This is a genomic window from Pseudoblastomonas marina (genome assembly GCF_014641655.1).
GTDB lineage: Bacteria > Pseudomonadota > Alphaproteobacteria > Sphingomonadales > Sphingomonadaceae > Alteriqipengyuania_A > Alteriqipengyuania_A marina.
In genome coordinates this window covers 806,452-828,609 of the sequence record NZ_BMID01000001.1, presented here as the reverse complement: position 1 = coordinate 828,609, position 22,158 = coordinate 806,452, and the positions used below count along the sequence as shown (strand labels likewise).

18 protein-coding genes and 1 tRNA gene are annotated in these 22,158 nt (G+C 66.0%); 13 read left to right on the top strand and 6 right to left on the bottom strand.

The window, feature by feature from the left end; all coding sequences use genetic code 11:
* Nucleotides 1-9: 9 nt before the first annotated feature.
* Complete coding sequence (locus IEW49_RS04015; RefSeq protein WP_188641473.1) at nt 10-549, bottom strand: hypothetical protein; 540 nt, start codon at nt 547-549, stop codon at nt 10-12.
* Between the two features lie 195 nt (nt 550-744).
* On the opposite strand from IEW49_RS04015, the gene IEW49_RS04010 reads away from it, so the two are divergent.
* The 5 genes from IEW49_RS04010 to IEW49_RS03990 all read left to right on the top strand — a co-directional run bounded on the left by IEW49_RS04010 (nt 745) and on the right by IEW49_RS03990 (nt 6,274).
* On the top strand, nt 745-1,884 hold the full coding sequence (locus tag IEW49_RS04010) for a GNAT family N-acetyltransferase (protein ID WP_229658068.1): 1,140 nt from the start codon (nt 745-747) through the stop codon (nt 1,882-1,884).
* Complete coding sequence (locus tag IEW49_RS04005) at nt 1,881-2,723, top strand: cupin domain-containing protein (protein ID WP_188641472.1); 843 nt, start codon at nt 1,881-1,883, stop codon at nt 2,721-2,723. Before IEW49_RS04010 ends, IEW49_RS04005 begins: the two co-directional genes overlap by 4 nt.
* Before the next feature lie 31 nt (nt 2,724-2,754).
* The gene (locus IEW49_RS04000; protein ID WP_188641471.1) at nt 2,755-3,666 is read left to right on the top strand and encodes an acyl-CoA thioesterase; all 912 of its coding nucleotides are present in this window, start codon (nt 2,755-2,757) and stop codon (nt 3,664-3,666) included.
* Between the two features lie 224 nt (nt 3,667-3,890).
* Nucleotides 3,891-4,166, top strand: coding sequence for a hypothetical protein (locus tag IEW49_RS03995; RefSeq protein ID WP_188641470.1), 276 nt, complete (start codon nt 3,891-3,893; stop codon nt 4,164-4,166).
* 257 nt (nt 4,167-4,423) lie between these two features.
* A complete protein-coding gene (locus tag IEW49_RS03990; protein ID WP_188641469.1) occupies nt 4,424-6,274 on the top strand; it encodes a DEAD/DEAH box helicase in 1,851 nt (616 codons plus the stop codon).
* Nucleotides 6,275-6,285: 11 nt separating this feature from the next.
* Here IEW49_RS03990 and IEW49_RS03985 read toward each other — a convergent pair whose 3' ends face one another.
* Both IEW49_RS03985 and uvrC read right to left on the bottom strand, forming a co-directional pair.
* A complete protein-coding gene (locus tag IEW49_RS03985) occupies nt 6,286-6,540 on the bottom strand; it encodes an energy transducer TonB (RefSeq protein ID WP_268235612.1) in 255 nt (84 codons plus the stop codon).
* A 150-nt stretch (nt 6,541-6,690) separates the two neighbouring features.
* Nucleotides 6,691-8,652 carry an excinuclease ABC subunit UvrC gene (uvrC, locus tag IEW49_RS03980; RefSeq protein ID WP_188641467.1) on the bottom strand — a complete coding sequence of 654 codons (1,962 nt, stop codon included), beginning with the start codon at nt 8,650-8,652 and terminating at the stop codon, nt 6,691-6,693.
* 57 nt (nt 8,653-8,709) lie between these two features.
* Between uvrC and IEW49_RS03975 the strand changes: the two genes are divergently transcribed.
* The 3 genes from IEW49_RS03975 to IEW49_RS03965 all read left to right on the top strand — a co-directional run bounded on the left by IEW49_RS03975 (nt 8,710) and on the right by IEW49_RS03965 (nt 11,471).
* A complete protein-coding gene (locus IEW49_RS03975) occupies nt 8,710-9,693 on the top strand; it encodes an LLM class flavin-dependent oxidoreductase (RefSeq protein WP_188643075.1) in 984 nt (327 codons plus the stop codon).
* Nucleotides 9,690-10,862 (top strand): BaiN/RdsA family NAD(P)/FAD-dependent oxidoreductase, encoded by a 1,173-nt coding sequence (locus tag IEW49_RS03970; protein ID WP_188641466.1) that lies wholly within the window; start codon nt 9,690-9,692, stop codon nt 10,860-10,862. Before IEW49_RS03975 ends, IEW49_RS03970 begins: the two co-directional genes overlap by 4 nt.
* 162 nt (nt 10,863-11,024) lie before the next feature.
* Nucleotides 11,025-11,471, top strand: a complete 447-nt coding sequence (locus tag IEW49_RS03965; protein ID WP_188641465.1) for a hypothetical protein — start codon at nt 11,025-11,027, stop codon at nt 11,469-11,471.
* A 6-nt stretch (nt 11,472-11,477) separates the two neighbouring features.
* Here the strand turns inward: IEW49_RS03965 and IEW49_RS03960 are convergent, their stop codons facing one another.
* The gene (locus IEW49_RS03960; RefSeq protein ID WP_188641464.1) at nt 11,478-14,528 is read right to left on the bottom strand and encodes a TonB-dependent receptor plug domain-containing protein; all 3,051 of its coding nucleotides are present in this window, start codon (nt 14,526-14,528) and stop codon (nt 11,478-11,480) included.
* 188 nt (nt 14,529-14,716) lie between these two features.
* Here IEW49_RS03960 and infA point away from each other — a divergent pair, with 188 nt between their 5' ends.
* The 5 genes from infA (at nt 14,717) to IEW49_RS03935 (ending at nt 16,853) form a co-directional block, all read left to right on the top strand.
* Entirely contained in the window at nt 14,717-14,962 is a 246-nt protein-coding gene (gene infA, locus IEW49_RS03955) for a translation initiation factor IF-1 (protein ID WP_160616537.1), read from the top strand.
* A gap of 12 nt (nt 14,963-14,974) precedes the next feature.
* A complete protein-coding gene (locus tag IEW49_RS03950) occupies nt 14,975-15,550 on the top strand; it encodes a Maf family protein (RefSeq protein WP_188641463.1) in 576 nt (191 codons plus the stop codon).
* Nucleotides 15,543-16,514 (top strand): ribonuclease E/G, encoded by a 972-nt coding sequence (locus IEW49_RS03945; RefSeq protein ID WP_188641462.1) that lies wholly within the window; start codon nt 15,543-15,545, stop codon nt 16,512-16,514. Before IEW49_RS03950 ends, IEW49_RS03945 begins: the two co-directional genes overlap by 8 nt.
* Nucleotides 16,511-16,702, top strand: a complete 192-nt coding sequence (locus IEW49_RS03940) for a DNA gyrase inhibitor YacG (protein WP_188641461.1) — start codon at nt 16,511-16,513, stop codon at nt 16,700-16,702. Before IEW49_RS03945 ends, IEW49_RS03940 begins: the two co-directional genes overlap by 4 nt.
* 76 nt (nt 16,703-16,778) lie before the next feature.
* A tRNA-Phe gene (locus IEW49_RS03935) sits at nt 16,779-16,853 on the top strand.
* Between the two features lie 7 nt (nt 16,854-16,860).
* Here IEW49_RS03935 and IEW49_RS03930 read toward each other — a convergent pair.
* Nucleotides 16,861-20,616: an alpha/beta fold hydrolase gene (locus IEW49_RS03930; protein WP_188641460.1), complete on the bottom strand. Its 3,756-nt coding sequence runs from the start codon at nt 20,614-20,616 to the stop codon at nt 16,861-16,863.
* Nucleotides 20,613-22,079 (bottom strand): metallophosphoesterase family protein, encoded by a 1,467-nt coding sequence (locus IEW49_RS03925; protein ID WP_188641459.1) that lies wholly within the window; start codon nt 22,077-22,079, stop codon nt 20,613-20,615. Before IEW49_RS03925 ends, IEW49_RS03930 begins: the two co-directional genes overlap by 4 nt.
* Nucleotides 22,080-22,158: the final 79 nt, after the last annotated feature.

Genomic DNA, 22,158 nt, shown 5'->3' with positions numbered 1-22,158 from the left:
GTGCGACCCTTAACGCAGCCCGCGCACTCCGCTGAAGTCGAGATCGCGGACGCGACCGTAGCTGACTTCACAGGAGAACTTGCCTTCGTCCCGCACCCGACGTCGGTCGCGGCGGTCGTAGCGATCGCGGCGGTCGTAGCGTGCGCCGCGGTAGCCGCGCTGCCCTTCGACCGCGATGCGGCCCTTGATCTTCCAGCCGTCGCGCTTGCGGTCGACATCGTAGATTTCATAGACGTCGGCGTAGCGATAACCGGCGCGGCGCGCTTGGTTCTCGGCGATCTGCACGCACTGCTCGACCGCCTGGCGACCGTTGCCGCGGCGGGCGTAGCGATCGTCGCGGTAGCGATCGTCGCGGTAGCGCTGGCCGCGGTAATAGCGATCGTCGTCGTCGTCGTCGAACGCGCCGAGCACGGCGGCGATTCCGCCGATGATCACGGCACCGGCAATGATTTCCTCGGTGCTTTGCGCCTGAGCCGGGGTCGCGAACGCTCCCATCGTCATTGCGCCAGCCGCAGCGGTACCGAGCAGGGCTTTGCTATAGTTGTTCATTATTCTGCCTCCTTCACAGCTGGCCGGGGGAGATATCCCGCGACCTTCGATTGCCGTTCTAGAGGACCGGGCTTGAGGCGACGCTGAATTGCGCTGACAGACATTGTTAAGAAAAGTCAGGTTTAGTCTGAACGACAGCATTAGCGAAAGATTTGCGCTTCGGTGCTATGAAATCGCGCGAAGGAACCGCGAGTGATGCAGCACGATCCAGCGCTCGGCACACCGGCGGCGCAGCCATCGCGAGGTGGCATGCGCTCGCACGCGCTCGCCTGGCGCGACTTCGGACTTCCGCAGCGTGCGCAGTTGCGCGACCTTGCCGCGCATGCCACGCAGCCCAACCCCTTTTTCGAGGAATGGCACCTGTTCCCATCGCTCGAGGCGCTCGATCCGAAGGGCGAGGTCATGGTGTTCTGGCTCGAGGATGCGGACGGGCAGGCGCTCGGCCTGCTCCCCCTCAAGCGCGAGCTGGGCTATTACGGGCGCCCGATACCGCACTGGCGCAACTGGATGCATGCCAATTGCTTCCTCGGCGCTCCGCTGGTGCGCGCGGGATGCGAAGCCGTCTTCTGGCCCGCCCTGTTCGAATGGCTCGACAGCGCGGGAGCGCTGCCGATGTTCGTCCACCTCGCCGGAATGCCGCTCGAAACCGCGCTCGCAGACGAACTCGAGGCATGCCTTGCGCGATCACATCGCGCCGGGCGCCGGGTGCACGTCGTCGAACGCGCCATGCTCGCGTCGGCGCTCGAGCCGCAGGCCTATCTCGAGGAGGTTCTCTCCACCAAGCGACGCAAGGAGCTGAGACGCCAGCGGCGGCGGCTCGAGGAATGCGGCGCGGTGGAGACCGAATTCCTCCGCGACGACAGCGATCTGCAGGCGTGGATCGCGGCCTTCCTCGCGCTCGAGGCGGCGGGCTGGAAGGGCAAGCAGGGCAGCGCCACCGCCAACGATCCCGACAAGGCCGCGATCTTCACCCGCGCGCTGCACGGCGCCGCGGCCTGCGGCAAGCTCGAGCGCCGGACGCTGCGGCTCGATGGCGCACCGATCGCGATGCTCGCCAGCTTTTACACGCCGCCGGGTGCGTTCTCCTACAAGACGGCATTCGACGAGGAATTCGCGCGCTTCTCCCCCGGCGTGCTGCTGCAGGTCGAGAACCTCGACAGCCTGTCCGACCCGGCGATCGACTGGGTCGATAGCTGTGCCAGCGCCGATCACCCGATGATCGATCACATGTGGCGCGAACGCCGCCGGATCGCGCGCTACAGCATCGGTATCGGCGGAGCCGCCCGTCAGGCGCTGTTCGGCGCGCTCCTCGCATTCGAGGGAACGGTCGCATGACGCAGGCAATCTTTCCCGACGAGGCACAGCGCAGCTTCGCCGAATGCTATCCCGAAACGCCGCACAAGCTGGTCCACGCGCTCGATCGCCACGCCCTGCTCGAGCGCGAGGCGCTCGCACGGCTCGGCGAGACACTGCCGGCCGCCAGCGTCGAATACAATCGTGGCGACGTGCCGATCGGCGTCGACGACAAGCCGCCCGCGAACGGTCTCTCGATCGGCGAGACGATCCGCCGGATCGACGAGGTCCGCAGCTGGGCGGTGCTCAAGAACATCGAACAGGTGCCCGCCTATCGCGATCTCGTGGCCGGGCTGCTCGAAGAACTGCGCGCGCCGATCGAGGCGGCGACCGGGGCGATGCTCAAGCCGCAGGGATACATCTTCGTGTCGAGCCCCGACGCGGTGACGCCCTACCATTTCGATCCCGAGCACAACATCCTGCTGCAGCTCGAAGGCAGCAAGGCGATGACCCAGTTTCCCGCCGGCCATCCGCGCTTCGCGCCCGATACCGCGCACGAGGCCTATCACACCGGCGGCGGGCGCGAATTGACTTGGCAGGACGGCTTCATCGACGAGGGGCACACCTTCGCGCTCGACGCGGGCGAGGCGCTCTACGTCCCGGTCATGGCACCGCATTTCGTGCGCAATGGCGGTGCGCCGTCGATCTCGCTGTCGATCACCTGGCGATCCGAATGGAGCTTCGCCGAGGCCGATGCACGCGCATTCAACCGGATGCTGCGCGGGATCGGATTGACCCCGCGCGCACCGGGCCGCTGGCCTGCGCGCAATCGCGCCAAGGCGATGGCATGGCGCGCCTTGCGGCGAATGAAGTCCGCTTGACCTCGTCCCGCCCGCGCCACATGTGATCCGCATGAGCGACGCAGACGAAGCCACCCCGCCCTCCCCCGAAACGTTGGTCGAACGGCTGGTCACGCTGTTGACCCCCGAGGAGACCGTCGGACACGACATCTATCGCGGGCCGCGCAAGGGCGACGGGATCGGCCGGGTGTTCGGCGGGCAGGTGATCGCGCAGGCGCTGCGCGCGGCGGAAATGACGGTCGAGGACGACCGAGCGCCGCATTCGCTCCACGCCTATTTCCTCCGCGGCGGGAGCGAGGATTACGATATCGAGCTTGCGGTCGACCGCCAGTTCGACGGGCGCAGCTTTTCCAACCGCCGCGTCGTCGCCAAGCAGAAGGGCACGCCGATCCTCAACCTCGCCGCGAGCTTCCAGCGCCCCGAGGAGGGCCTCGAGCATGTCGATGCGCCGATGCCCGAGGTGCCGCATGCCGAGGAGCTTCGCCCCGAAATGGAAATCCGGCGCGAAATGGCGGACACCCTCAAGGACGAGAACGCCCGCCGCTACATGCTGCGCCCGCGCGCGATCGAATTGCGCAACGTCGATGCGCCGCATTGGCAGAGCAAGGAGCCGAAGGACCCGGTGAGCCACACCTGGTTTCGCGCGGTAGCTCAGATGCCCGACGATCCGTCGCTCCATCGCGCCGCGCTCGCCTATGCCAGCGACTTCATGCTGCTCGGTACCAGCGCGCTCCCGCACGGGCTCTCGTGGTGGCGCAACGAACTGAAGGGCGCGAGCCTCGACCATGCGATCTGGTTCCATCGCCCGGCGCGGGTCGACCAGTGGTTGCTTTATGCCACCGACAGCCCGTGGAGCGGTGGCGGGCGCGGGTTCAATCGCGGGAAGATCTTCACCGAGAACGGCGAGCTCGTCGCCAGCGTCGCGCAGGAAGGCGTGATCCGCAAGATGCGAAAAAAGGACTGACAAGGTTCGAAGCCACCCCGAGTCGCGAAACAATGTTTCCGTTTAGAAACCAGTTCTTTCAATGACTAGAGTGGCAATCGAAAGTATTTTTATTGCCATTCATATACTTCGGCTAGATTCGGTAATCACTCATTTACCATTCTCCAACTCCCGGATTACGTTGATCTATTCGGGACGCAGGGAATGGGGCAGCCTGAATTGCCCCTCTTGGAGGAGTAAATTCGATGAAGAAACTCTTTGCCTATGCAGCATCGCTGGCGATGGCCATGTCGTTCTCGGTGGCGCCGACCACGCTGCACGCCAACCCGGGTGGCAGCAACGCCGCCGCCAAGGCCTGCAATTCCGGTCTCGCCGATGCCATCGGCGTGTCGGTCGGCACCTGCGTGAAACTGTTCAAGGACGGCGATGCCGTCAGCGTCTGCAAGGCGCTCAAGGACCTCGGCCTGCTCGACCTCGTCGGCGCGCGCAACCAGGGCCAGTGCATCAAGGCGCTGAGCTGAAGCACGCGCCATACCTCGAGGGGGCTGCGGAGCGATCCGCGGCCCCTTTTCCATTTCCGCCCCGCGGGCCGACGACCACCTTCGCAGCTGCACAATTTTTAGGGAAGCCAAACCGGGTTTAATCCGCTAAGGGGCGCGCATGTCGCCGCTGGCCATAGGGCTGGCGTGCCTTTTTGCATCGGCGCCCCTCCGGCGCGACCCCGCATTCCAGATCCCTCCCCGCACCGCGCGCCGGTGCCGTTTCCCCTGTGAGCACCATGTCCTTCGAAAACGTCCAGCCGCCCCTCGCCCAAGCCCTGACCGAGCGCGGCTATACCGAGCTAACCCCCGTCCAGTCCGCCGTGATTGCGCCCGATGTCGCGGGCCGCGACCTGATCGTTTCGGCACAGACCGGCTCGGGCAAGACCGTCGCTTTCGGCCTCGCGCTGGCCGATGAACTGCTCGCCGAACTCGGCAGCCTGCCGATGGTCGAGCGCCCGCTCGCGCTCGTCATCGCGCCCACCCGCGAACTCGCGCTTCAGGTCAGCCGCGAACTGGGCTGGCTCTACGGCCAGCAAGGCGTGCGCATCGCGACCTGCGTCGGCGGGATGGATGCGAGCAAGGAACGCCGCAACCTGCGCGGCGGACCCGCGATCGTGGTCGGCACGCCGGGCCGGTTGCGCGATCACCTCGAACGCGGCGCGCTCGACCTCTCCGGCCTGATCGGCGTGGTACTCGACGAGGCCGACGAGATGCTCGACATGGGCTTCCGCGACGATCTCGAGGAAATCCTCGACGCGACGCCCGACAAGCGCCGGACACTGCTCTTTTCTGCCACCATGCCGCCTGCGATCGTGCGGCTCGCCGAACGCTACCAGACCGATGCCGAGCGGCTTTCGCTGGCGGGCAAGGACCGCGGCCATGGCGACATCGCCTATCAGGCCATCGCCGTCTCGCCGTCCGAAGTCGAGAATGCGGTGGTGAACCTGCTGCGCTTCCACGAGGCGGAAACCGCGATCCTGTTCTGCGCCACGCGCGACAGCGTCCGCCGCCTCCACGCCACGTTGCAGGAGCGCGGCTTCGGCGTCGTCGCCCTGTCGGGCGAGCATTCGCAGTCGGAACGCAACCAGGCGCTGCAGGCGCTCCGCGATCGCCGCGCCCGCGTGTGCGTTGCCACCGATGTCGCCTCGCGCGGGATCGACCTCCCCAGCGTCAGCCTCGTGATCCACGTGGAGATTCCGCGCGATGCGGAAACGCTGCAGCACCGCTCGGGCCGCACCGGTCGCGCAGGCAAGAAGGGCACCGCCGTGCTGGTGGTGCCGTTCAACCGCCGCCGCCGGGTCGACGGCATGCTGCGCGGCGCGAAGATTACCGCCGAGTGGACCGACGCCCCCACCCCCGAAGCGATCCGCGAAAAGGATCGCGAACGGATGATGGGGCAGATCACCGATACCAGCGAGATCACCAAGGATGACCGCAAGCTGGCTGCGACGCTGATGGAAACCATGTCGGCCGAAGATATCGCGGCTGCCCTGATCCACTCGCACCGCGCCAAGATGCCCGAACCCGAAGAGCTGCTCGCCAACACGCCAGAAGCACGCGAAAAAGCGAAGAAGGACGCCCACCGTCCCGGCTTCGAGGACACGGTGTGGTTCAAGATCGAGGTTGGCCGCAAGCAGAACGCCGAGCCGCGCTGGATCCTGCCGCTGCTGTGCCGCCGCGGGCACATCACCCGCAACGAGATCGGCGCGATCAGGATCGGCACGCACGAAAGCTGGTTCCAGGTGCCGCGCAACGTGGCTCCCAAATTCCAGGACGCCCTCGCCCGCACCGCTTCGAGCGAGGACGAGCAGGACGCGATCGCGATCGAGGAGGCCCCCGAAGGCCCACAGGTCGGTGCCGGCAACAAGGGCGGCCCGCGGGGAACTTTCAAGGGCGGCCCGCGCGGCGGCAAGGGCTTCGTGAAGCCGCACCGCAAGGGCGGAAAAGGCTACTTCAAGGGGAAGGACTCCGCCAAGGGCAAAGGCAATCCCGACGGCGGCAAGTTCAAGGGCAAGCCCAAGTCCGAAGGTGCAAGCGGCAAGTCGCTCGCCGGCAAATGGAAACGCGAAAAGGGGCCGCGTTCGTAAGCGACGCTTCGCTAGACCATCAACGCGAGGACAACGGTGTCTTCGATGGGCGTGCCTGAGGCATCGAGCGCCGGCTCGAATTTCCCGTATCGAACGACGCTTCGGCAGGCATAGCTATCGAGCGCAGCATTCTCGCTGCTGCGTATGATCACACATTTGGAAACCTTGCCGGACGGCCTCACCGTGATCAGCATCCTCACGGTGCCCTTCACGCCCCGCCTCAGATTGCGCGGCCGCGACTGGTAGGACTTTCGAAGCCACTCCATGTCGTTCGTGATCGAGGCCTCGCGAGATTTGTCGTCAGTCTCGTCTCGAGGGGCAGCTGAGCTGGTCGCGCAGGCACTGACGAGAAGCGCTGCAGCGGCCAACCTCAAGAAACTAGACATCAACCGCACCCCTCTAACCTTTGCCACGATTCACCCGCCCGCGTGGTAGAAGTCGTAAATCTTCTGCGCAACGCCCTCGCTGATGCCGGGGGTGCGCTTCAGATCGTCGAGCGCGGCGGCGCGGACCTTGCTGGCGGTGCCGAAGGCGAGCAGCAGCGCGCGCTTGCGTGAGGGGCCGATGCCGGGGATCTCGTCGAGCGGGCTGGCGGTGATCGCCTTGCTGCGCTTGGCGCGGTGAGCGCCGATGGCGAAGCGATGGACCTCGTCGCGCAGGTTCTGGGCATGGAACAGCACCGGCGAATTGGTCGGCAGCGTCTTCTCGCGACCGTCAGGAAAGTGGAACACTTCGCGCCCCTCGCGGCCGTGATGCGGACCCTTGGCGATGCCAATTACCGGCACCTGGTCGGCAATGCCGAGCCCTTCCAGCACGCTCATTACGCTGGAGACCTGCCCCTTGCCGCCGTCGATCAGCACGAGATCGGGCCACACGGTCTCGTGGCTGTTCGACTTGCCCTCCTCGCCATCGGGATGCTCGGCAAGGTTGCGGAAGCGGCGCTCCATCACCTCGCGCATCATTCCGAAATCGTCGTTCGTCTGCGCGGTCTTGATATTGAACTTGCGGTACTGGCTCTTCTCGAAGCCCTCGGGCGAGGCGACCACCATCGCGCCCACGGCCTTCGCGCCCTGGATATGGCTGTTGTCGTAGATCTCGATCCGCTGCGGCGGTTCGTCGAGTTCGAGGAATTCGGCCAATTCGCGATTGATCTTGGCCTTGGTGCCGGTCTCTGCCAGCCGCCGTTCGAGCGCCTCGGTGGCGTTGCGCTGCGCCTGTTGCATCAGCTTGCGCCGCGCCCCGCGCTGCGGGATCGATATCGCGACCGCGTGCCCGGCCCCTTCCGCCAGCGCCTCGGCCAGCAGTTCCTGCTCTTCGAGTTCGCGATCGACCAGGATCGTGCGCGGCGGCGGCACTTCCTCGTAGAATTGCAGCAGCACGTCGGCGAGCACCTCGCCCTCGTCGACCTCGCCGGTATTCTTGGGATAGAACGTACGGTGGCCCCAGTTCTGCCCGCCGCGAATAAAGAACGCCTGCACCCCGATCTGCCCGCCCTTGGTCGCGAGCGCAAAGACATCGGCATCGCCCACCCCCTGCGCGTTGATCGCCTGCGAACCCTGGATGAAGGTCGCCGCGCGCAGCCGGTCGCGCAGCATCGCCGCGGTCTCGAAATCGAGCTCCTCGGCGGCCTTCGCCATCTGTTTCTCGATATCGGCCTGCACCGCGCTGGACTTGCCCGAGAGGAAGTCCTTCGCCTCGCCGACGAGCTTTTCATAGCCTTCCTCGTCGATCCGCCCGACACAGGGGGCCGAGCAGCGCTTGATCTGGTAGAGCAGGCAGGGCCGGTCGCGATTGTTGAAGAAGCTGTCGCTGCAGCTCCGCAGAAGGAAGAGCTTCTGCAGCGCGTTCAATGTCTTGTTGACCGATCCGGCGCTGGCGAAGGGGCCGTAGTAATTGCCCTTAGCCCGCCGTGCGCCGCGATGCTTCTGGATCCGTGGGAAGGCGTGGTCGGCGCGCAGCAAGATGAAGGGGAAGCTCTTGTCGTCCCGCAGCAGCACGTTGAAGGGCGGACGATAGCGCTTGATCAGCTGCGCCTCGAGCAACAGCGCCTCGGCCTCGGAGTTCGTCACCACGATCTCCATCGCGCGGCACTGGCTGACCATCCGCTGGAGCCGGTTCGAGAGCCCCTTCACCTGCGTGTAATTGGCGACTCGCGCCTTGAGGCTGCGCGCCTTGCCGACATAGAGCACGTCGCCGCGCGTATCGAGCATGCGGTAGACCCCGGGGCGCGGCTTCAAGGTCTTCACCGTCTCGCGGATCGCGGCGATCCCGGCTTCGAGATCGGGCTGCGCGCTGGCGACGGTATAGGTCGCGCGCTCCTCGTTGAAGCGTTCCTTGCCTCTCGGGTCGTGGGGGGATCCGGCTTTCGAGCGCGACATGCCAGCCAAGTAGGATTCTCCATGGAAAAAGCCAAGGCGCACACCATGTTCTGCGGCATGACCGAACTTTCCGTGCTCGATCTCGTCCCCGTCCGCGAAGGCGGGACCCTTTCCGAAGCCTATGAAGCCGCCGCCGGCCTTGCGCGCGTCGCAGAGGAGGCGGGCTACAAGCGGTTCTGGGTCGCCGAGCACCATGCGATGGAAGGGATCGGCGGCGCCGCGACCTCGGTCGTGCTGGCGCATATCGGCCATGCGACCTCGACCATCCGGATCGGTTCGGGCGGGATCATGCTGCCCAATCACAACCCCTTCGTGATCGCCGAGCAGTTCGGCACGCTCGATGCGCTGTTCCCCGGCCGGATCGATCTCGGCCTCGGTCGCGCCCCCGGGGCCGACGGGCGGATCCGGCAGGCCTTCCGCAAGGATTTGATGAAAGCGGCGGGCGATTTCCCGCAGGACGTGATGGAGCTGGCGGCCTATTTCTCGGGGCAGGAGGACATCTCGCTGCGCCCCAATCCCGGCTTCGGCGCCGATATCGAGATGTGGGCGCTGGGATCGAGCCTCTACGGCGCGCAGCTCGCGGCCGCGCTCGGCCTGCCCTACGCCTTCGCCGCGCATTTCGCGCCCGATCATCTCGACGATGCGCTCGCGATCTATCGCCGCGATTTCAAGCCGTTGGAGCGGCTCGACAAGCCGCATGTGATGGTCGCGATGAACGTCTTCGCGGCAGAAGAAGCGGACGAAGCCGAGCGGCTCGCCTCCTCGCAATTGCAGAGCTTCGTGCGGCTGCGCACCGGCAGCCCGGGCAAGCTCCCGCCGCCGGTCGACGGCTATCGCGAAAGCCTCGGCCCGATGGAGCGGCGGATCGTCGAACACGTCTCGCTGGCCAGCGCGGTCGGGACGCCCGACATGGTGCGCGAGAAGATCGGAGACTTCGTCAAGCGCACGCAGGCCGACGAGATCATCGTCGCCGGCGCGACCTACGAGCCGCAGGCGCGCGAAACCTCGCTGCGCCTGACCGCCGAAGCGCTCGCCTCGTGAGCGATCGTTACGACGCGATCGTGCTCGGCGGAGGCGCGGCGGGACTGATGTGTGCGGCGCGCGCGGGCCAGCGCGGCAAGCGCGTGCTCGTGCTCGAACGCGCGACCAGGCCGGGCAAGAAGATCCTGATTTCGGGCGGCGGGCGGTGCAATTTCACCAATATCGGCGCGGGCCCGGCCAATTACCTCTCGTCCAACCCGCATTTCGCCAAGTCCGCCCTCGCCCGCTACACCGCACGAGATTTCCTCGCGTTGGTCGAACGCTACGGGATCGACTGGCACGAGAAGACGCTCGGCCAGCTGTTCTGCGACGGCTCGGCTCAGCAGATCGTCGACCTGCTGCTCGCGGAATGCGCGAATGGCGATGTCGAGGTCCGCTGCGGCGAGGAGATCGAAGAGGTCACGCATGACGGTCGCTTCAACGTAGCCACGCAAACGGGCAACTACGAAGCCGATGCGCTCGTGATCGCCACCGGCGGTCCCTCGATCCCCAAGATGGGCGCGACCGGCTTCGCCTACGATCTCGCGCGCCAGTTCGGGCTCAAGGTGGTCGAACCGCGCCCCGCTCTCGTCCCGCTCACGCTCGGCGGCGAGGAAGTGCTGTTTCGCGAGATCAGCGGCGTTTCCGCCCCGGTGGTCGCCAGCGCGGGCAAGGGCCGGTTTCCCGAGGCCGCGCTGTTCACCCATCGCGGGCTGTCGGGCCCGGCAATCCTGCAGGCTTCGTCCTACTGGTATCCGGGCGATCCGGTCACCATCGACTTCCTCCCCGAACAGGAGGGCGACTGGCTGCTCGAGCGCAAGCGCGAACAGCCGCGCGCCACGCTGCGATCGACCTTGCGCGACCTGCTGCCCCAGCGCTTGGCCGACATCCTCGCCGACAAGCTCGCGATCGAGACCGAATTCGGCAATGTCCCCGACAAGGACTTGCGCGCGGCGCAGGAACGGCTTGCGCGCTGGACCTTCCATCCCAATGGCAGCGAAGGCTTTGCCAAGGCCGAAGTCACCATCGGCGGGATCGCCACCGCAGAGCTTTCCTCGAAGACGATGGAAGCGAAGCGCGTGCCCGGTCTCTACGCGATCGGCGAGGCGGTCGACGTCACCGGCTGGCTCGGCGGGTACAATTTCCAGTGGGCCTGGGCGAGCGGGGTGGCGGCGGGCGACAGCCTCTGAGCAACCGTACGAGTCGCGGGCTGGCCTTCAACCTGCCAACGGTTCACTCGGACTATGGCACATCGCTTTGTTTCAATGCTTTACAGAGGCTTCTCGCGCCCAGTTTGACGGATCGGCCAAACAGGCGCTTAATCGCTTCGCCGTTGTGAATGGAGGATATCCATGCTCCGAATGGTGAAGGGACTGGCCTGTTCGCTGATGCTCGTCGCAACCCCGGCGCTTGCCGAGGAATGGCACGAATTCGCCAAGACCGGAGAGACGATCGGCTTCGTCGACACCGATACGCTCCGCACAGACACCACACCCGTCACCTTCGATATGTTCGTCGGCTACATGTACGGCCAGGGCAAGGACGGCGAGGTCTACTACGTCATCTACCGGATGAGTGCGGATTGCAGCAGCGGCACCCTGACGGTCCTGTCGCTGCGGGCTTTCGATATCGATCGCAAGCCGATTACCAATGCCAGCCGCGACACGATCGAGAACCCGTTGGCCGAACGCACCTTCGCCAGCGATGTGCACGACCTCGCATGTGTCGCGAAGGGTCGCTCGTCGGGCAAGACGAACGACCCCTATCGCGCGAGCGACGACTATTTCGGCGGGTTCTGAGCGGCCCTAGAACGCTTTCCTGAAATCGATCTCGAACGAGCGACCGTATGGATCGAGCCGATCGGGCAGGAATGCATTGGGCACATCGCCGTTCTGGTCGACGATCGAACGGCGAGAATCGAAGATGTTCGACACCGAGAACGAGAAGCGCGACCCTTCGAGGAAGGGCACCGCCGCAACGATGCTCTCGCGCTGGTCGAAATCGATGAAGAAGCGCGCATTGAGAGTGAACTGCTCGCCATAGAACAGGTCGGTGCTGCCCGGCAGGCCGCTGCCGTCGACGCGCGTCTCGCCGGTGTAGTTCGCACTCAGGAAGCTGCCGAAGCCGCGATAGAACGCCCCGCCGAAAACGCGGAATTCATGGCGCGGGCTACCACCGCCCGCAATCGAATCGCCGTCGAGCAGGTCGAGGAACGGCCCGCCCGGGGCGATCAGCACCTCGTCCTCGAGCCGCAGCGTGTAGTCGGCGTTGGCGAAGAACCGCCCGCGCCCGTCACCGCCGCCGCCAAAACCACCCCCGCCGCGACGCCCGCCGCGTGACCGCTGCTGGCCACCGCCACCGCCGCCTTCGGCGCGTTGTCCGCCCTCACCCCCCGGACCGGCGGCACAGATGCGCTGGCGCAACTGTTCGGCCTTCTCGGGGTCGATCTCGCCATTCTCGTCCTTGATCTGGTCGAGGATGAAGGACGGGATCGCCGGGCGATCGCCCTCCGCGATCTCGCCACTCTCGGCACGCGCGACCTCGGCCCTGAGGCGTTCGAGGAAATCGGACGGGCTGAGCGAGCACAGCTCCTGCCGGATCGCGGCGAGGCGTTCGCGGTCGGGGCCACCGGGGGCGCCCGGCGTACCTTCGCTCTCGCCATCGCCGGCGCGGCAGAACTGGCGACGCACGAATTCGACTCGCTGCGGGTCGAGCTCGCCGGCATCGTTCTTGAGCCGCGCCAGCATCTGCGGCGGGAATGGCGGATTTTCGCTTTCCGCCGCCGCCTTGAGGCGGGCGAGGAATTCTTCGGGATCGTCCGAACAAAGCTGGTCGCGCAATTGCTGCATCCGCTCGGGCGAGAACATTCCGCCGCCCTGGCCGCCACCACCACCGCGCGCCTGTGATCCCCCGCCGGGAGGACCGCCGCGACGGCCCTGTGCCGCCGGTTCTTCCCCCTCGGGGAAAGCCGACCCGAACGGGCCGGAGAGGTTGAGCGAGAAGCGCAGCGATTCCGAATTGCGCTCTGCGAAGGTCACCGGGCGCAGGTCGAGCTCCTGCAGACGCCCGGTCGCGTCGCGCGAGACGCGACCCGGGAAAGCCGCCTCGATCTCGGGCGTGAGCGTCGGGAAGCCCGCGGTCACGTCGTCCGAATCATTGGTGAAATATTCGACCTGGAAGCGCCCGTTCTCGATGAAGGGAAGATTGTAGTTGAAGGCGAATTTCCAGTCGCGTTGGGTCTCGCGCAGGAGGTCCGGATTACCTCCGCCGATCACCGTCGCCAGCGTCGTCTCGTTGCGCGCGAGGTCGAAGACGGGCGTGTTGAAGTTCTCGGTCAGCGGACTGCCCAGCTGGGTCAGCGACGGGGCTTCCTGCCGGTACTGGTAGGTCGCGGTGAAGCCGACAGCCTCGATCGGGCGCCAGTTGAGCGAGCTCGACCAGGCATAGAGCGAACCGAAATCGGACAAATCGTTGATCGAGGCCCCGAGATCGAGCGTGATGTCGCCGAGAAAATCGCCGAAGCCTTCGTCGACGCTGGTGATCGGGACTCCCAGCGTCACCCCGCCGGAAAAGCGCGTGCGGTCGAGGAAGGTCTCGCCCAGCCCGCTGCGCGTGTCGTCGCTGCGGATGTCGTTATAGGTGAAGCCGCCCTTCAGCGTTACCAACAGGTCGCCGCCGGGGAGGAGCAAGGGGCGGCCGATCAGCGTTGCGTCGGTATCGAGACGGTTGGTCTTGCTATTGGCGAAATCGACCCCCGCGAGGGGGAGCCCCGGCAGCACACCGTCGATCGCAAGGGTCCCGGCCAGCGCCTGCGCCTGCAGGATACCGACATCGGCGCGACGATCGATCCGGGTGAAACCCTCGGTATGGGTGCCGTCGCCCGTCAGGCTCAGCTGCCAGTCGCCGATATTGGTCGAAAACGCGCTCCCGATCTGCGCGGTGACGTTGCGGGTTCGCCGCTCGAGCGGATCGGACAGCGTGCGGACCTGCGTGTTGCCGAGCGGATCGGTGAGGGTAACGGTGTCGAGCCCCGCGAGCGAGCGCGAGCTGCTGCGCGACAGCGTGCCATTGACCGAGAGCGAGCCGTCCTTGCCGCCCTCCCCGATCGGGACAGCGACCGTTCCGTTGAGCGACAATTCGTCGCTCTCGGGCACTAGCGTGCGGAATTCGGCCGGATCCGGATCACCGGCCAGCCGGTCCTCGGAGCCATCGGCGACCGGCAGGTCGCGGTCGGCCTCGGTAATCCGCTGGCGCGCCTCGGCCTCGAGCGCGAGGCTGATCCTTGTGCTGCCCGAAATATTCAGCGCGCTGGCTTCGAGTTCGCCGCGCGTGAAGCCGTCCTGGAACGGCCCGCCGCCTTCGATCTCGACCGTCTTGGCGGTGAAATTGTCCTTTAGAATGAAGTTGATCACCCGCTGGTTGGGCGAGAAACCGAAGCGGACCGCGGTTTCCTCGGGCAGGACCTCGACGCGCTCGATCGCTTCGGGCGGGAAGTTGCGCAATTCGCGGAAGCCCGAGATGCGCACGCCGTTGAGCAGGATGGCCGGGGGTCCGCCGCCGCGTGCGCCGCCCGAGCTGACCGTTGGGCCGAGCTGCTGGACGAGTTCGGCGATCGAGCCTGCGCCGTAGGCCGCGATATCGGCCTCGTCGAGCGTCTGGATCGGTTCCTGCGCCGCATCGACCTGCCCCAGCAGTCGCTCGGCCGAGACGACGATGCAATTGATGTCTTCGGCACAGCTATCGCCGACTTCTGCATCCGCCGCGGCGACGGCATCCTCGCCTTCGGCGTCCTGCGCGATGACAGAAGTGGGGGCGCAGATCAGGGCAATGAGGGGAAGGCCGATCAGGGAACGCAAGGCTTTGCTCCAATTATGAAAACGACCGCGAGCGCGGTCGGGACGAACGCAGTGCCCCGCCGGCATGGCCTTGGGGACGGTGGAGGTACGCAGCAAGTCGCAAAATGTCTCAGCGATGCGCCCTTTTCTTTTGACGTTGTGGCGTTTATGCCGCGCGCCATGCGAAACCTCATCGGAACGAGCCGTTAATGGCGAAAGAAGAACTCCTCGAAATGCGTGGGAAAGTCGTCGAACTACTTCCCAACGCCATGTTCCGCGTCGAACTCGAGAACGGACACGAAATCCTCGGCCACACCGCGGGCAAGATGCGCAAGAATCGCATCCGCGTTCTGGTGGGCGACGAAGTGCTCTGCGAACTGACGCCCTACGACCTGACCAAGGGTCGGATCACCTATCGCTTCATGCCGGGTCGCGGCGGACCTGGCCCCCAGTAAGATAGCAGCGGGATGAGCGACATGAAGCTCGTCCTCGCCTCGGCCAGCCCGCGGCGGCGCGAACTGCTCGCGCGGCTCGGGATCGAGCCGAGCGAAATCGCTGCCGCCGAAATCGACGAAACGCCGGGGCCGAACGAACGCCCGAAGGACTACGCGATCCGCATGGCGCGCGAGAAGGCGATGGCGCTCGCGCGCGCCGATGCTCATGTGCTGGCGGGCGATACCGTGGTCTCGATGGGACGCCGTATACTGCCCAAGGCCGAGGATCTCGACACCGCTCAGGCCTGCCTGCAGGCGCTGTCGAGCCGCCGCCACCTTGTGCTGAGTTCGGTCGCCCTTCGCTATCCGGACGGCACGCTCCGTCACAAGCTCAACGAGACGGTGGTTCGCTTCAAGGCCCTCGAACCCGCCGAGATCGCCGCCTATCTCGACAGCGGCGAATGGCACGGCAAGGCCGGCGGCTACGCGATCCAGGGCACGGCCGAAGGTTTGGTCCAGTGGATCCGCGGCAGCCATTCGGCGGTAATGGGCCTGCCGCTTTTCGAAACGCGCGCGCTGCTCAGATCGGCGGGCTTTCCCCTTGGCTGAGTGGTATGCCGAGCGCGGGATCGGCGAGACGCGGCTGGTATGCGTCGAACATGATGAAATCGTCGCGGCGAAGCTCGACTGGCACGAGCGCCTAGCAGCCGGAGCACGAATCGAGGGCCGGGTCGCCAAGCGTCGCGCTGGCGCATCGCGCGCCGTCGCCGAGACCGCACGGGGCGAGGAGGTGCTCCTTCAGCGCCTGCCCGCCTCCGCCACCGAAGGCAGCACGATCACTATCGAAATCACCCGCGCCGCCATCGGCGAGCGTGGTCGGCGCAAGCCGGCGCAAGGAATCGTGACCGACGAAGCCCCACGCGACTGGCGCGCGATCGACGCCCTCAAGGCCGACGGTCACGAAGTGCAGGAGGTCCGCCGCTTCCCGGTCGAGGGCTGGGACGACATCCTGCAATCCGCCTTCGAGGGCACGACCGAATTCGACGGTGGCAGCCTGCTGTTCAGCGCGACGCCGGCGATGACGCTGATCGATATCGACGGGACGCTGCCGCCGCGCGAACTCGCGCTCGCCGCGATCGGAGCGCTGGCGCGGCAATTGCGGCTGCTCGACCTGTCGGGCTCGATCGGGATCGATTTTCCTACCCTCGCCGCGAAGGCCGATCGCAAGGCGGTCGACGAAGCGCTGGGCGCAGCGCTCGGCGGATATCGCCACGAGCGGACCGGGATCAACGGCTTCGGCTTCGTCCAGATCGTCAGCCGCGTGACCGGCCCCTCGATCCTCCACCGCGCGCAATTCCGCCGCACCCGCGCGGCAATCCGGCAATTGTTCCGCCGGGCCGAGACGGTCGAGCAGCCCGGCGCGTTGCTGCTGACCGCGCATCCGGCGCTGCAACCGCTTTTCCGCGACGAATGGCGCGACGAACTCGCGCGGCGGACGGGACGGGAAATCCGCTGGAAAATCGATCCGGCGGTTGCGATCGAGGGCGGATTCGCGCAGGCGATCTCCCCATGAACACGCCCGTCCGCCGCTGCCCGATCTGCAAGAAGCCTCGCGTCGCGGAGCACGCCCCCTTCTGTTCGAAGCGCTGCCGCGACCGCGACCTGGGCGCCTGGTTGACCGATAGTTATGCGGTGCCCGCCGAGCCGGTCGATCCCGAAAGCATCGGGCCGGGGAACTTGGGCGAAGAAAGCGACGATTGACCCCTTGCCAAAGCGTCTGCGCCACGCCATAGGCGCGCCTTCCGAACGCGGTGACTTGTGCACCAGACGACGGAATGCCCGGGTAGCTCAGTGGTAGAGCAGACGACTGAAAATCGTCGTGTCGGTGGTTCGACTCCGCCCCTGGGCACCATTTCCCCTCAATTGAACCTGTCGAGCTCCCCGACGATGATCGGCGCCACGTCGCGCGCGGCATCGCGGCCGATGAACAGGTCCATATGGGCGTAATCGGGGATCACGATCTGCTCGTAGAGCGCCGGATCGTTGTGCGCCGCCAACCAGGCCCGCGTGCGCTGCGCGCCTTCGGGATAGAAGATCTGGTTGTTAGCGCCCGAAAGGAAGGTGATCGGCAGCGCCATGCGATGCACATTCTCGGTTCCTAGATAGACGTCCTTGCCTGCCGCATCGACAACCTTGCCCTCGTGCATGATCGCCGAGAGTTGGTCGAAAGGTTTCAGCGAAATATCGCTGAACATGGAAGCGATCGCGACGTGGGTGGCGTGACCGAGCTGCGCATGGTCGTAGCTCGGACCGAAAATGCCGAAGACGCGGCGGCAGGCGGGATTCTTGCACTCCTGCCCTTCAGGTACCGGCAAATTGTAGGCGACCGCGTCGATCTCGTAGTCGAGCTCGGTTCCCGTGGGCGCGAAGCCGATATGCCCGCCGAGCTGTGCAACCTGCCCCATAAGCTTGGCGGTGCCGATATCGGCCTTCAGGTAGTTCATCCAGTCGGTCACCGGATGCAGCGTAAGTTGCGAACTGACCACCGAGCGGATGCCCGATACGTGGCCGGCGGCGAGAGCCATCAGCAGGCTCATCGAGCCCACGCAATGCGCCATCGCCTGCACGCTCTCCGCGCCGGTCCGCGCGCGCACGAAATCGACCGCGGCGGGCCAGTCGTGCTGCGCGATATCGTCGATCGTGAAGGGCTTGGGCGGATCGAGCGGATTCCCGCTATCGGCGCTGGCGCGATAGTCGAACAGCCAGACGTCGTAATCGGCGGCGCAGAGCTCCTCGACGAGGTTGCGCGCCACCGTGTCGGTCGCGAAACTCGACGCCTTCACCGAGAAACCCGGCGCGAGCAACACCGGCCCCTTCGCGCCGCCCTGGTAACGGGTCAATGCGACGTTCCAGCCGTCCGCCGTCGGCACGACATGCCGCTCCGACGCGGGCGCATCGAGCGTGCGATGGCGTAGGTCCTCCGCCTGCTTGGCGGGAAAGTCGTTGAGCGTGGCGAGCATGCCGCCATAGGCCTGGAAGCTCGACAGGCCGAACAGCGCCGCGAACTTGGCGAGGAAATATTCGGCGATGGCGTCCTTCGCCGCCGGGACCCGGTCGATCAGATGGCCGGCGAGATTGTCCTGGCACGGCAGGGCGAAGCTCTTCGCCTGCCACATCAGGTCGGTGAGCTCGAGCTTGAGGATTCCCTTGGCGAGCACCGCACCGTTTCCGTCCTCGCCTTCGCTGATCGTCAGGAACAGCGTGGTGAGGTCGGTCCAGGGATCGGAGCCCCTGCGCTGCTGCAAGGTTTTGAAACCGTGGAAGTGCACCGGTTCGCCACCTTCGCGCTCGAGCACCATCACATAGCTCATCAGCCAGCGCTCGGGGCAGTCGGGATCGACGGTCAGCAGGTTGAAGCGGCCATCTCGAACCTTCATCGGTGCAGGCGAAACGAGATCGCAGGCAACCTCGCCCGTCAGCACACCCTGGTGCTCGGGGCGCGAGACCAGCGCATTGAGGTCGTCGGTATGAACGGTCAGTTCGAAGGCGCAGGAGGTCCCCTCGCTCTCGCCCCAGGCGGCACCGGCGGCGAAATCGTCGGAGATGCGCTCGCCCGGGCAGCAGGGATTGCCCAACCCTTCGGCGCTGACGAACCCTGCCATACGCTCGGTAAAGCCGAATTGCGGGCTCATCAGGTCGGGATACTCGATCACCAGCTTCTTCACCGCGCGCTTGGCCTCGTCGAGCGCGCCCTGCGATGCGGCGTGCTCGATCCCCGCCACCGCATGCGCGACCTTGGCCAGCACGCTCTCGTCGACGAGGTGCGCGATGCGCTGGTGGACTTGTGCGAAATGCTTCGGATGAGGCTTGTCGGCCTCGGGTTGTGGAGCTTCGGCCTCGAGCGCGGGCAGCGGGGCTTCTTCGCCCATCGTCCAGTCGATCTGCCAGCCTTCGCGCTGCGCCATCAATTCCATCGCCCGTTCGGCAACGGCAGTGATCGTAAGCAGCGGGTTGACCCCGACGGGCCCGGACATCGCCGCGCCGTCGCAGACGTAAAGCCCGCGATAGGTCGAGTCGCCCTCGCCGGTGAACACGCGGCAGGCATGGTCGATCACGCCGTGGGCCGCATCGTCGCCCATTCCGCAGCCGCCGACCGGGTGGACCGTGACGAGCTTCTTGCCCAGCGGATCGGTCCAGAGCGGGTTGGGGAAGAACTGGCCAGACATCGCGCCGGCGACCTGTGCAAGCACGTTGTTGTCGTGGACGATCGAGGGATCTTCGCCGACCTTGGGCCAGTCGATCTTCAATCGGTCGTTGTCGAGCTCGAGCGTACCGCGTCCCTCTTCGACGCTCATCACGAGGAAGGTCTGAAGGCGCGAGACCGGGCCCTTATAGGCCCATTCGCCGATTGCGCCGGGATCGGACTGGAACGAGAGCCCCATATCCTTGGCGTCCATCAGCCGCGGCTTGATCTCGTCGATGCCGAAGCGTGCGAAATTGCCGCCATTGGCCTCGCAGAAGAAGAACGCAGGCGCGAGCAGCGGAGCGATGATCGAGGGCACGACGCCTTCCTCCACCACCAGCCCACGCCCGACGTCGGCGCAGTCGCGCATGTCGATCACGCCGGTAATGCACGGCCCCGGCGCGCCCTGATCGGGCACGGCGTCGCTGGCATGGCCGATCGCATTGACCGGCGCACTGGTGACGTTGCCGTCATCGTCCTTCGACGTCTTCCAGTAGCTGTCGTAGCTGTAGCCGAGCACGTCGCCATTGCCCGAGAAACCTGTGCCAAGACGATCGGAGAGCTTCAGCCCGCGTGCTTTCGATCTTAAGAGTATTTCGGTGGAACCGAGTGTTCCTGCTCCCAGAACAACGTGTTGTGCAGAAATACTGCGACCGTTTTCGAGGTGGACTATCCAGGTTTCGCCGTCCCGCTCGACCCAATCGACACGCGCTTCGGTGAATATCTGTGCGCCGTGGTTCGCGGCGTCGGGCAGGTAGTTCATCAGCGTGGTGTTCTTCGCGCCGACATTGCAGCCCGAGACGCAATTGCCGCAGTCGTTGCAGGCCGGTTGCGGCACGCCGAAGCGATTGGTCTTGTCCGCGAAATTGACGTTGATCGGCGTACGGTAATGCTTCTGCTGGAGCTTCTCCGCCGCCTCGCGCAATGCCGCCAGCTTGTTCGGCTCGGCGCGACTGGCCGGGTACGGATTGGCACCGAGCATTTCGCGCGCGCGGTCGTAGAAAGGTTCGAGCATCGCCGGGTCGTCGCGGAAGGCCTGCGGCCAGTGCCCGGCTTCGAGCAGGCGCGGTTCGATCTCGAGCGACACGTTGGCGTTGATCAGCGAGGTACCGCCGAGCCCGCAGCCGACCAGCGCCCACAGGTCGTCGTTGACGTGCATCTCGAACATCGCGTTCGGGTCGCCGAGCCGGCCGCGCCTGGTATTCGCCTGCATCGCATCTTGCGCGTCGCCGAGCTTCTCCGGATATTCGCCTGGGCGGATTTCGCGCCCGCGCTCGACCAAGCAGACCTCGCGCCCTGCGCGCGCCAGCCGCGAGGCCGCGACGCCCGCGCCGTAACCCGAGCCGATGACGACGATCTCGTAGGCATCTTGCGCATGGTCGATATGACGCGACAGGCGCGCGGCGCGCGGGAACTTGGTGATCGCGTTCATTGGGCCGCCTCCTTCAGCACACAGTGCTCGCGGTCGAGGAAGCGCTCCACTGTCTCGGCGCTGCCGCGCTCGATCCGGTTCTTCGTGGCGGCGGTGAAGGCATCCCAGCCCGCGCGATTGGCCTCGACCTGCACCTGCAACCGCGTCACCAGCGCAGCGTCTTCACGCGTGCGCATCCCGCAACCCGCGGCATGCACCCCGCGCATCCGCCCGCCGACGCAATCGTTGAACAGGCGCAGACTGGCGACTCCCAATCGATCGTCGACGAACATCGCCGCGCCGCCCTGCGTCGCCATCAGAGTCGGCTGGTCGAGCACCCAGCCGCCGGTATTGTAGACGCCGAGCGGCTTGGCGAAGCCGTCGGCCTTCACCTGATCCTGGAACGGCTTGTGGGTGTGACCGAACACCAGCGAGCAGTTCTCGGGCACGCGGCCGAGTTCTTGCTCGAGCTGCTTCGCCACCGGGCCCGACATGAACCAGCCGAGATCGTCCACCTCGCCGCGCGACAGAACATGGGCATAGCCGTCGCGCTGCGATTGCGCGGTGCGGCCTGCAGTCAGGTCGACGATCCCACGGATCGCCTGTTCGACGGTGACCCCGTACTTGATCTCGGTATCCCCGCGCACCCCCATCTTCGTGCCGAGATCGCCGCATACGCGCAGGGCGAGCGCCTCGGCGAAATCGTGGCTCGCGCCGGCATCGAGCATGGTTTCGTAAAGCGTATCGGCCTCGCTGCCCCACTCCCCGCAGGACCCGAGGTTCGACCACAGGAAATCGACCCAGGCGCCGTTCTCGGCCTCGATCTGGGCGATCGTCTCGCCCTTGGGGTCGCTGCCCGCGATCCATGCGCGCAAGCGCGAGAGGGTGCGGTACATCGCATCGATATAATGGCCATGGTGGAAGACGACGGCACGGCTCGAATCTTCATTGGCTACGGCATAATTCGGGTAGGCGATCCGCACGCTCGCGCCGCGCATATGTGCGCGCTTGGTCAGGATCGCTTCCATCAGCTCGCAGCGATAGGTCGGGTTGCCGGTGGCGCGCGATACGTGGGGAATGTCGGATGGGATATCCGTCTCGGGCGCAGCGGCGATAGCATCGACGAAGGCCCTGTCCTGCGCCATCCGCCACAGATGGTGATCGTGATTGCCGGGGATGCAGAGGATGTCGCGAGAGAAGACCTGCGGCTCGCCTTCGGGCCACAGCGCATCGACCAGGTGGAGGAATGCGCGGCTGACCGTTCCGAACGGCGTGAGCCCGAGATCGAGCGCATCGCCCATCAGCACCAGTTGCACCGGCTCGCCGTCGGATAGCGGAGCGACGGTAGCGCGCAGCGCCTCGCCCAGTCGGCACATCACGTCGGAGGGATCGCGCGCGACCTCCCCGCGATGGTCGAGATGGGTGAGCAGGCTTTCCTTCGCCCCCAGATGCAGATCCGACAGGACGACATGGCGCACGGTCATCGACGATTTCCCCCTCAGCGGCCGGCCTCTGTCCGGCACCGGGGGTATATGAGTAGATTGGTAAGGGTCGCGTTAACTA

What these genes read in the sequence shown, in the direction of transcription:
- infA (WP_160616537.1), top strand. Translation starts at nt 14,717, where the DNA reads ATGGCGAAAGAAGAACTCCTCGAAATGCGTGGGAAAGTCGTCGAACTA.
- IEW49_RS03975 (WP_188643075.1), top strand. Translation starts at nt 8,710, where the DNA reads ATGACCGAACTTTCCGTGCTCGATCTCGTCCCCGTCCGCGAAGGCGGG.
- IEW49_RS03925 (WP_188641459.1), bottom strand. Translation starts at nt 22,079, where the DNA reads ATGACCGTGCGCCATGTCGTCCTGTCGGATCTGCATCTGGGGGCGAAG.
- IEW49_RS03950 (WP_188641463.1), top strand. Translation starts at nt 14,975, where the DNA reads ATGAGCGACATGAAGCTCGTCCTCGCCTCGGCCAGCCCGCGGCGGCGC.
- IEW49_RS03930 (WP_188641460.1), bottom strand. Translation starts at nt 20,616, where the DNA reads ATGAACGCGATCACCAAGTTCCCGCGCGCCGCGCGCCTGTCGCGTCAT.
- IEW49_RS03985 (WP_268235612.1), bottom strand. Translation starts at nt 6,540, where the DNA reads ATGGAGTGGCTTCGAAAGTCCTACCAGTCGCGGCCGCGCAATCTGAGG.
- IEW49_RS04000 (WP_188641471.1), top strand. Translation starts at nt 2,755, where the DNA reads ATGAGCGACGCAGACGAAGCCACCCCGCCCTCCCCCGAAACGTTGGTC.
- IEW49_RS04010 (WP_229658068.1), top strand. Translation starts at nt 745, where the DNA reads ATGCAGCACGATCCAGCGCTCGGCACACCGGCGGCGCAGCCATCGCGA.
- uvrC (WP_188641467.1), bottom strand. Translation starts at nt 8,652, where the DNA reads ATGTCGCGCTCGAAAGCCGGATCCCCCCACGACCCGAGAGGCAAGGAA.
- IEW49_RS04005 (WP_188641472.1), top strand. Translation starts at nt 1,881, where the DNA reads ATGACGCAGGCAATCTTTCCCGACGAGGCACAGCGCAGCTTCGCCGAA.
- IEW49_RS03940 (WP_188641461.1), top strand. Translation starts at nt 16,511, where the DNA reads ATGAACACGCCCGTCCGCCGCTGCCCGATCTGCAAGAAGCCTCGCGTC.
- IEW49_RS03995 (WP_188641470.1), top strand. Translation starts at nt 3,891, where the DNA reads ATGAAGAAACTCTTTGCCTATGCAGCATCGCTGGCGATGGCCATGTCG.
- IEW49_RS03965 (WP_188641465.1), top strand. Translation starts at nt 11,025, where the DNA reads ATGCTCCGAATGGTGAAGGGACTGGCCTGTTCGCTGATGCTCGTCGCA.
- IEW49_RS03990 (WP_188641469.1), top strand. Translation starts at nt 4,424, where the DNA reads ATGTCCTTCGAAAACGTCCAGCCGCCCCTCGCCCAAGCCCTGACCGAG.
- IEW49_RS04015 (WP_188641473.1), bottom strand. Translation starts at nt 549, where the DNA reads ATGAACAACTATAGCAAAGCCCTGCTCGGTACCGCTGCGGCTGGCGCA.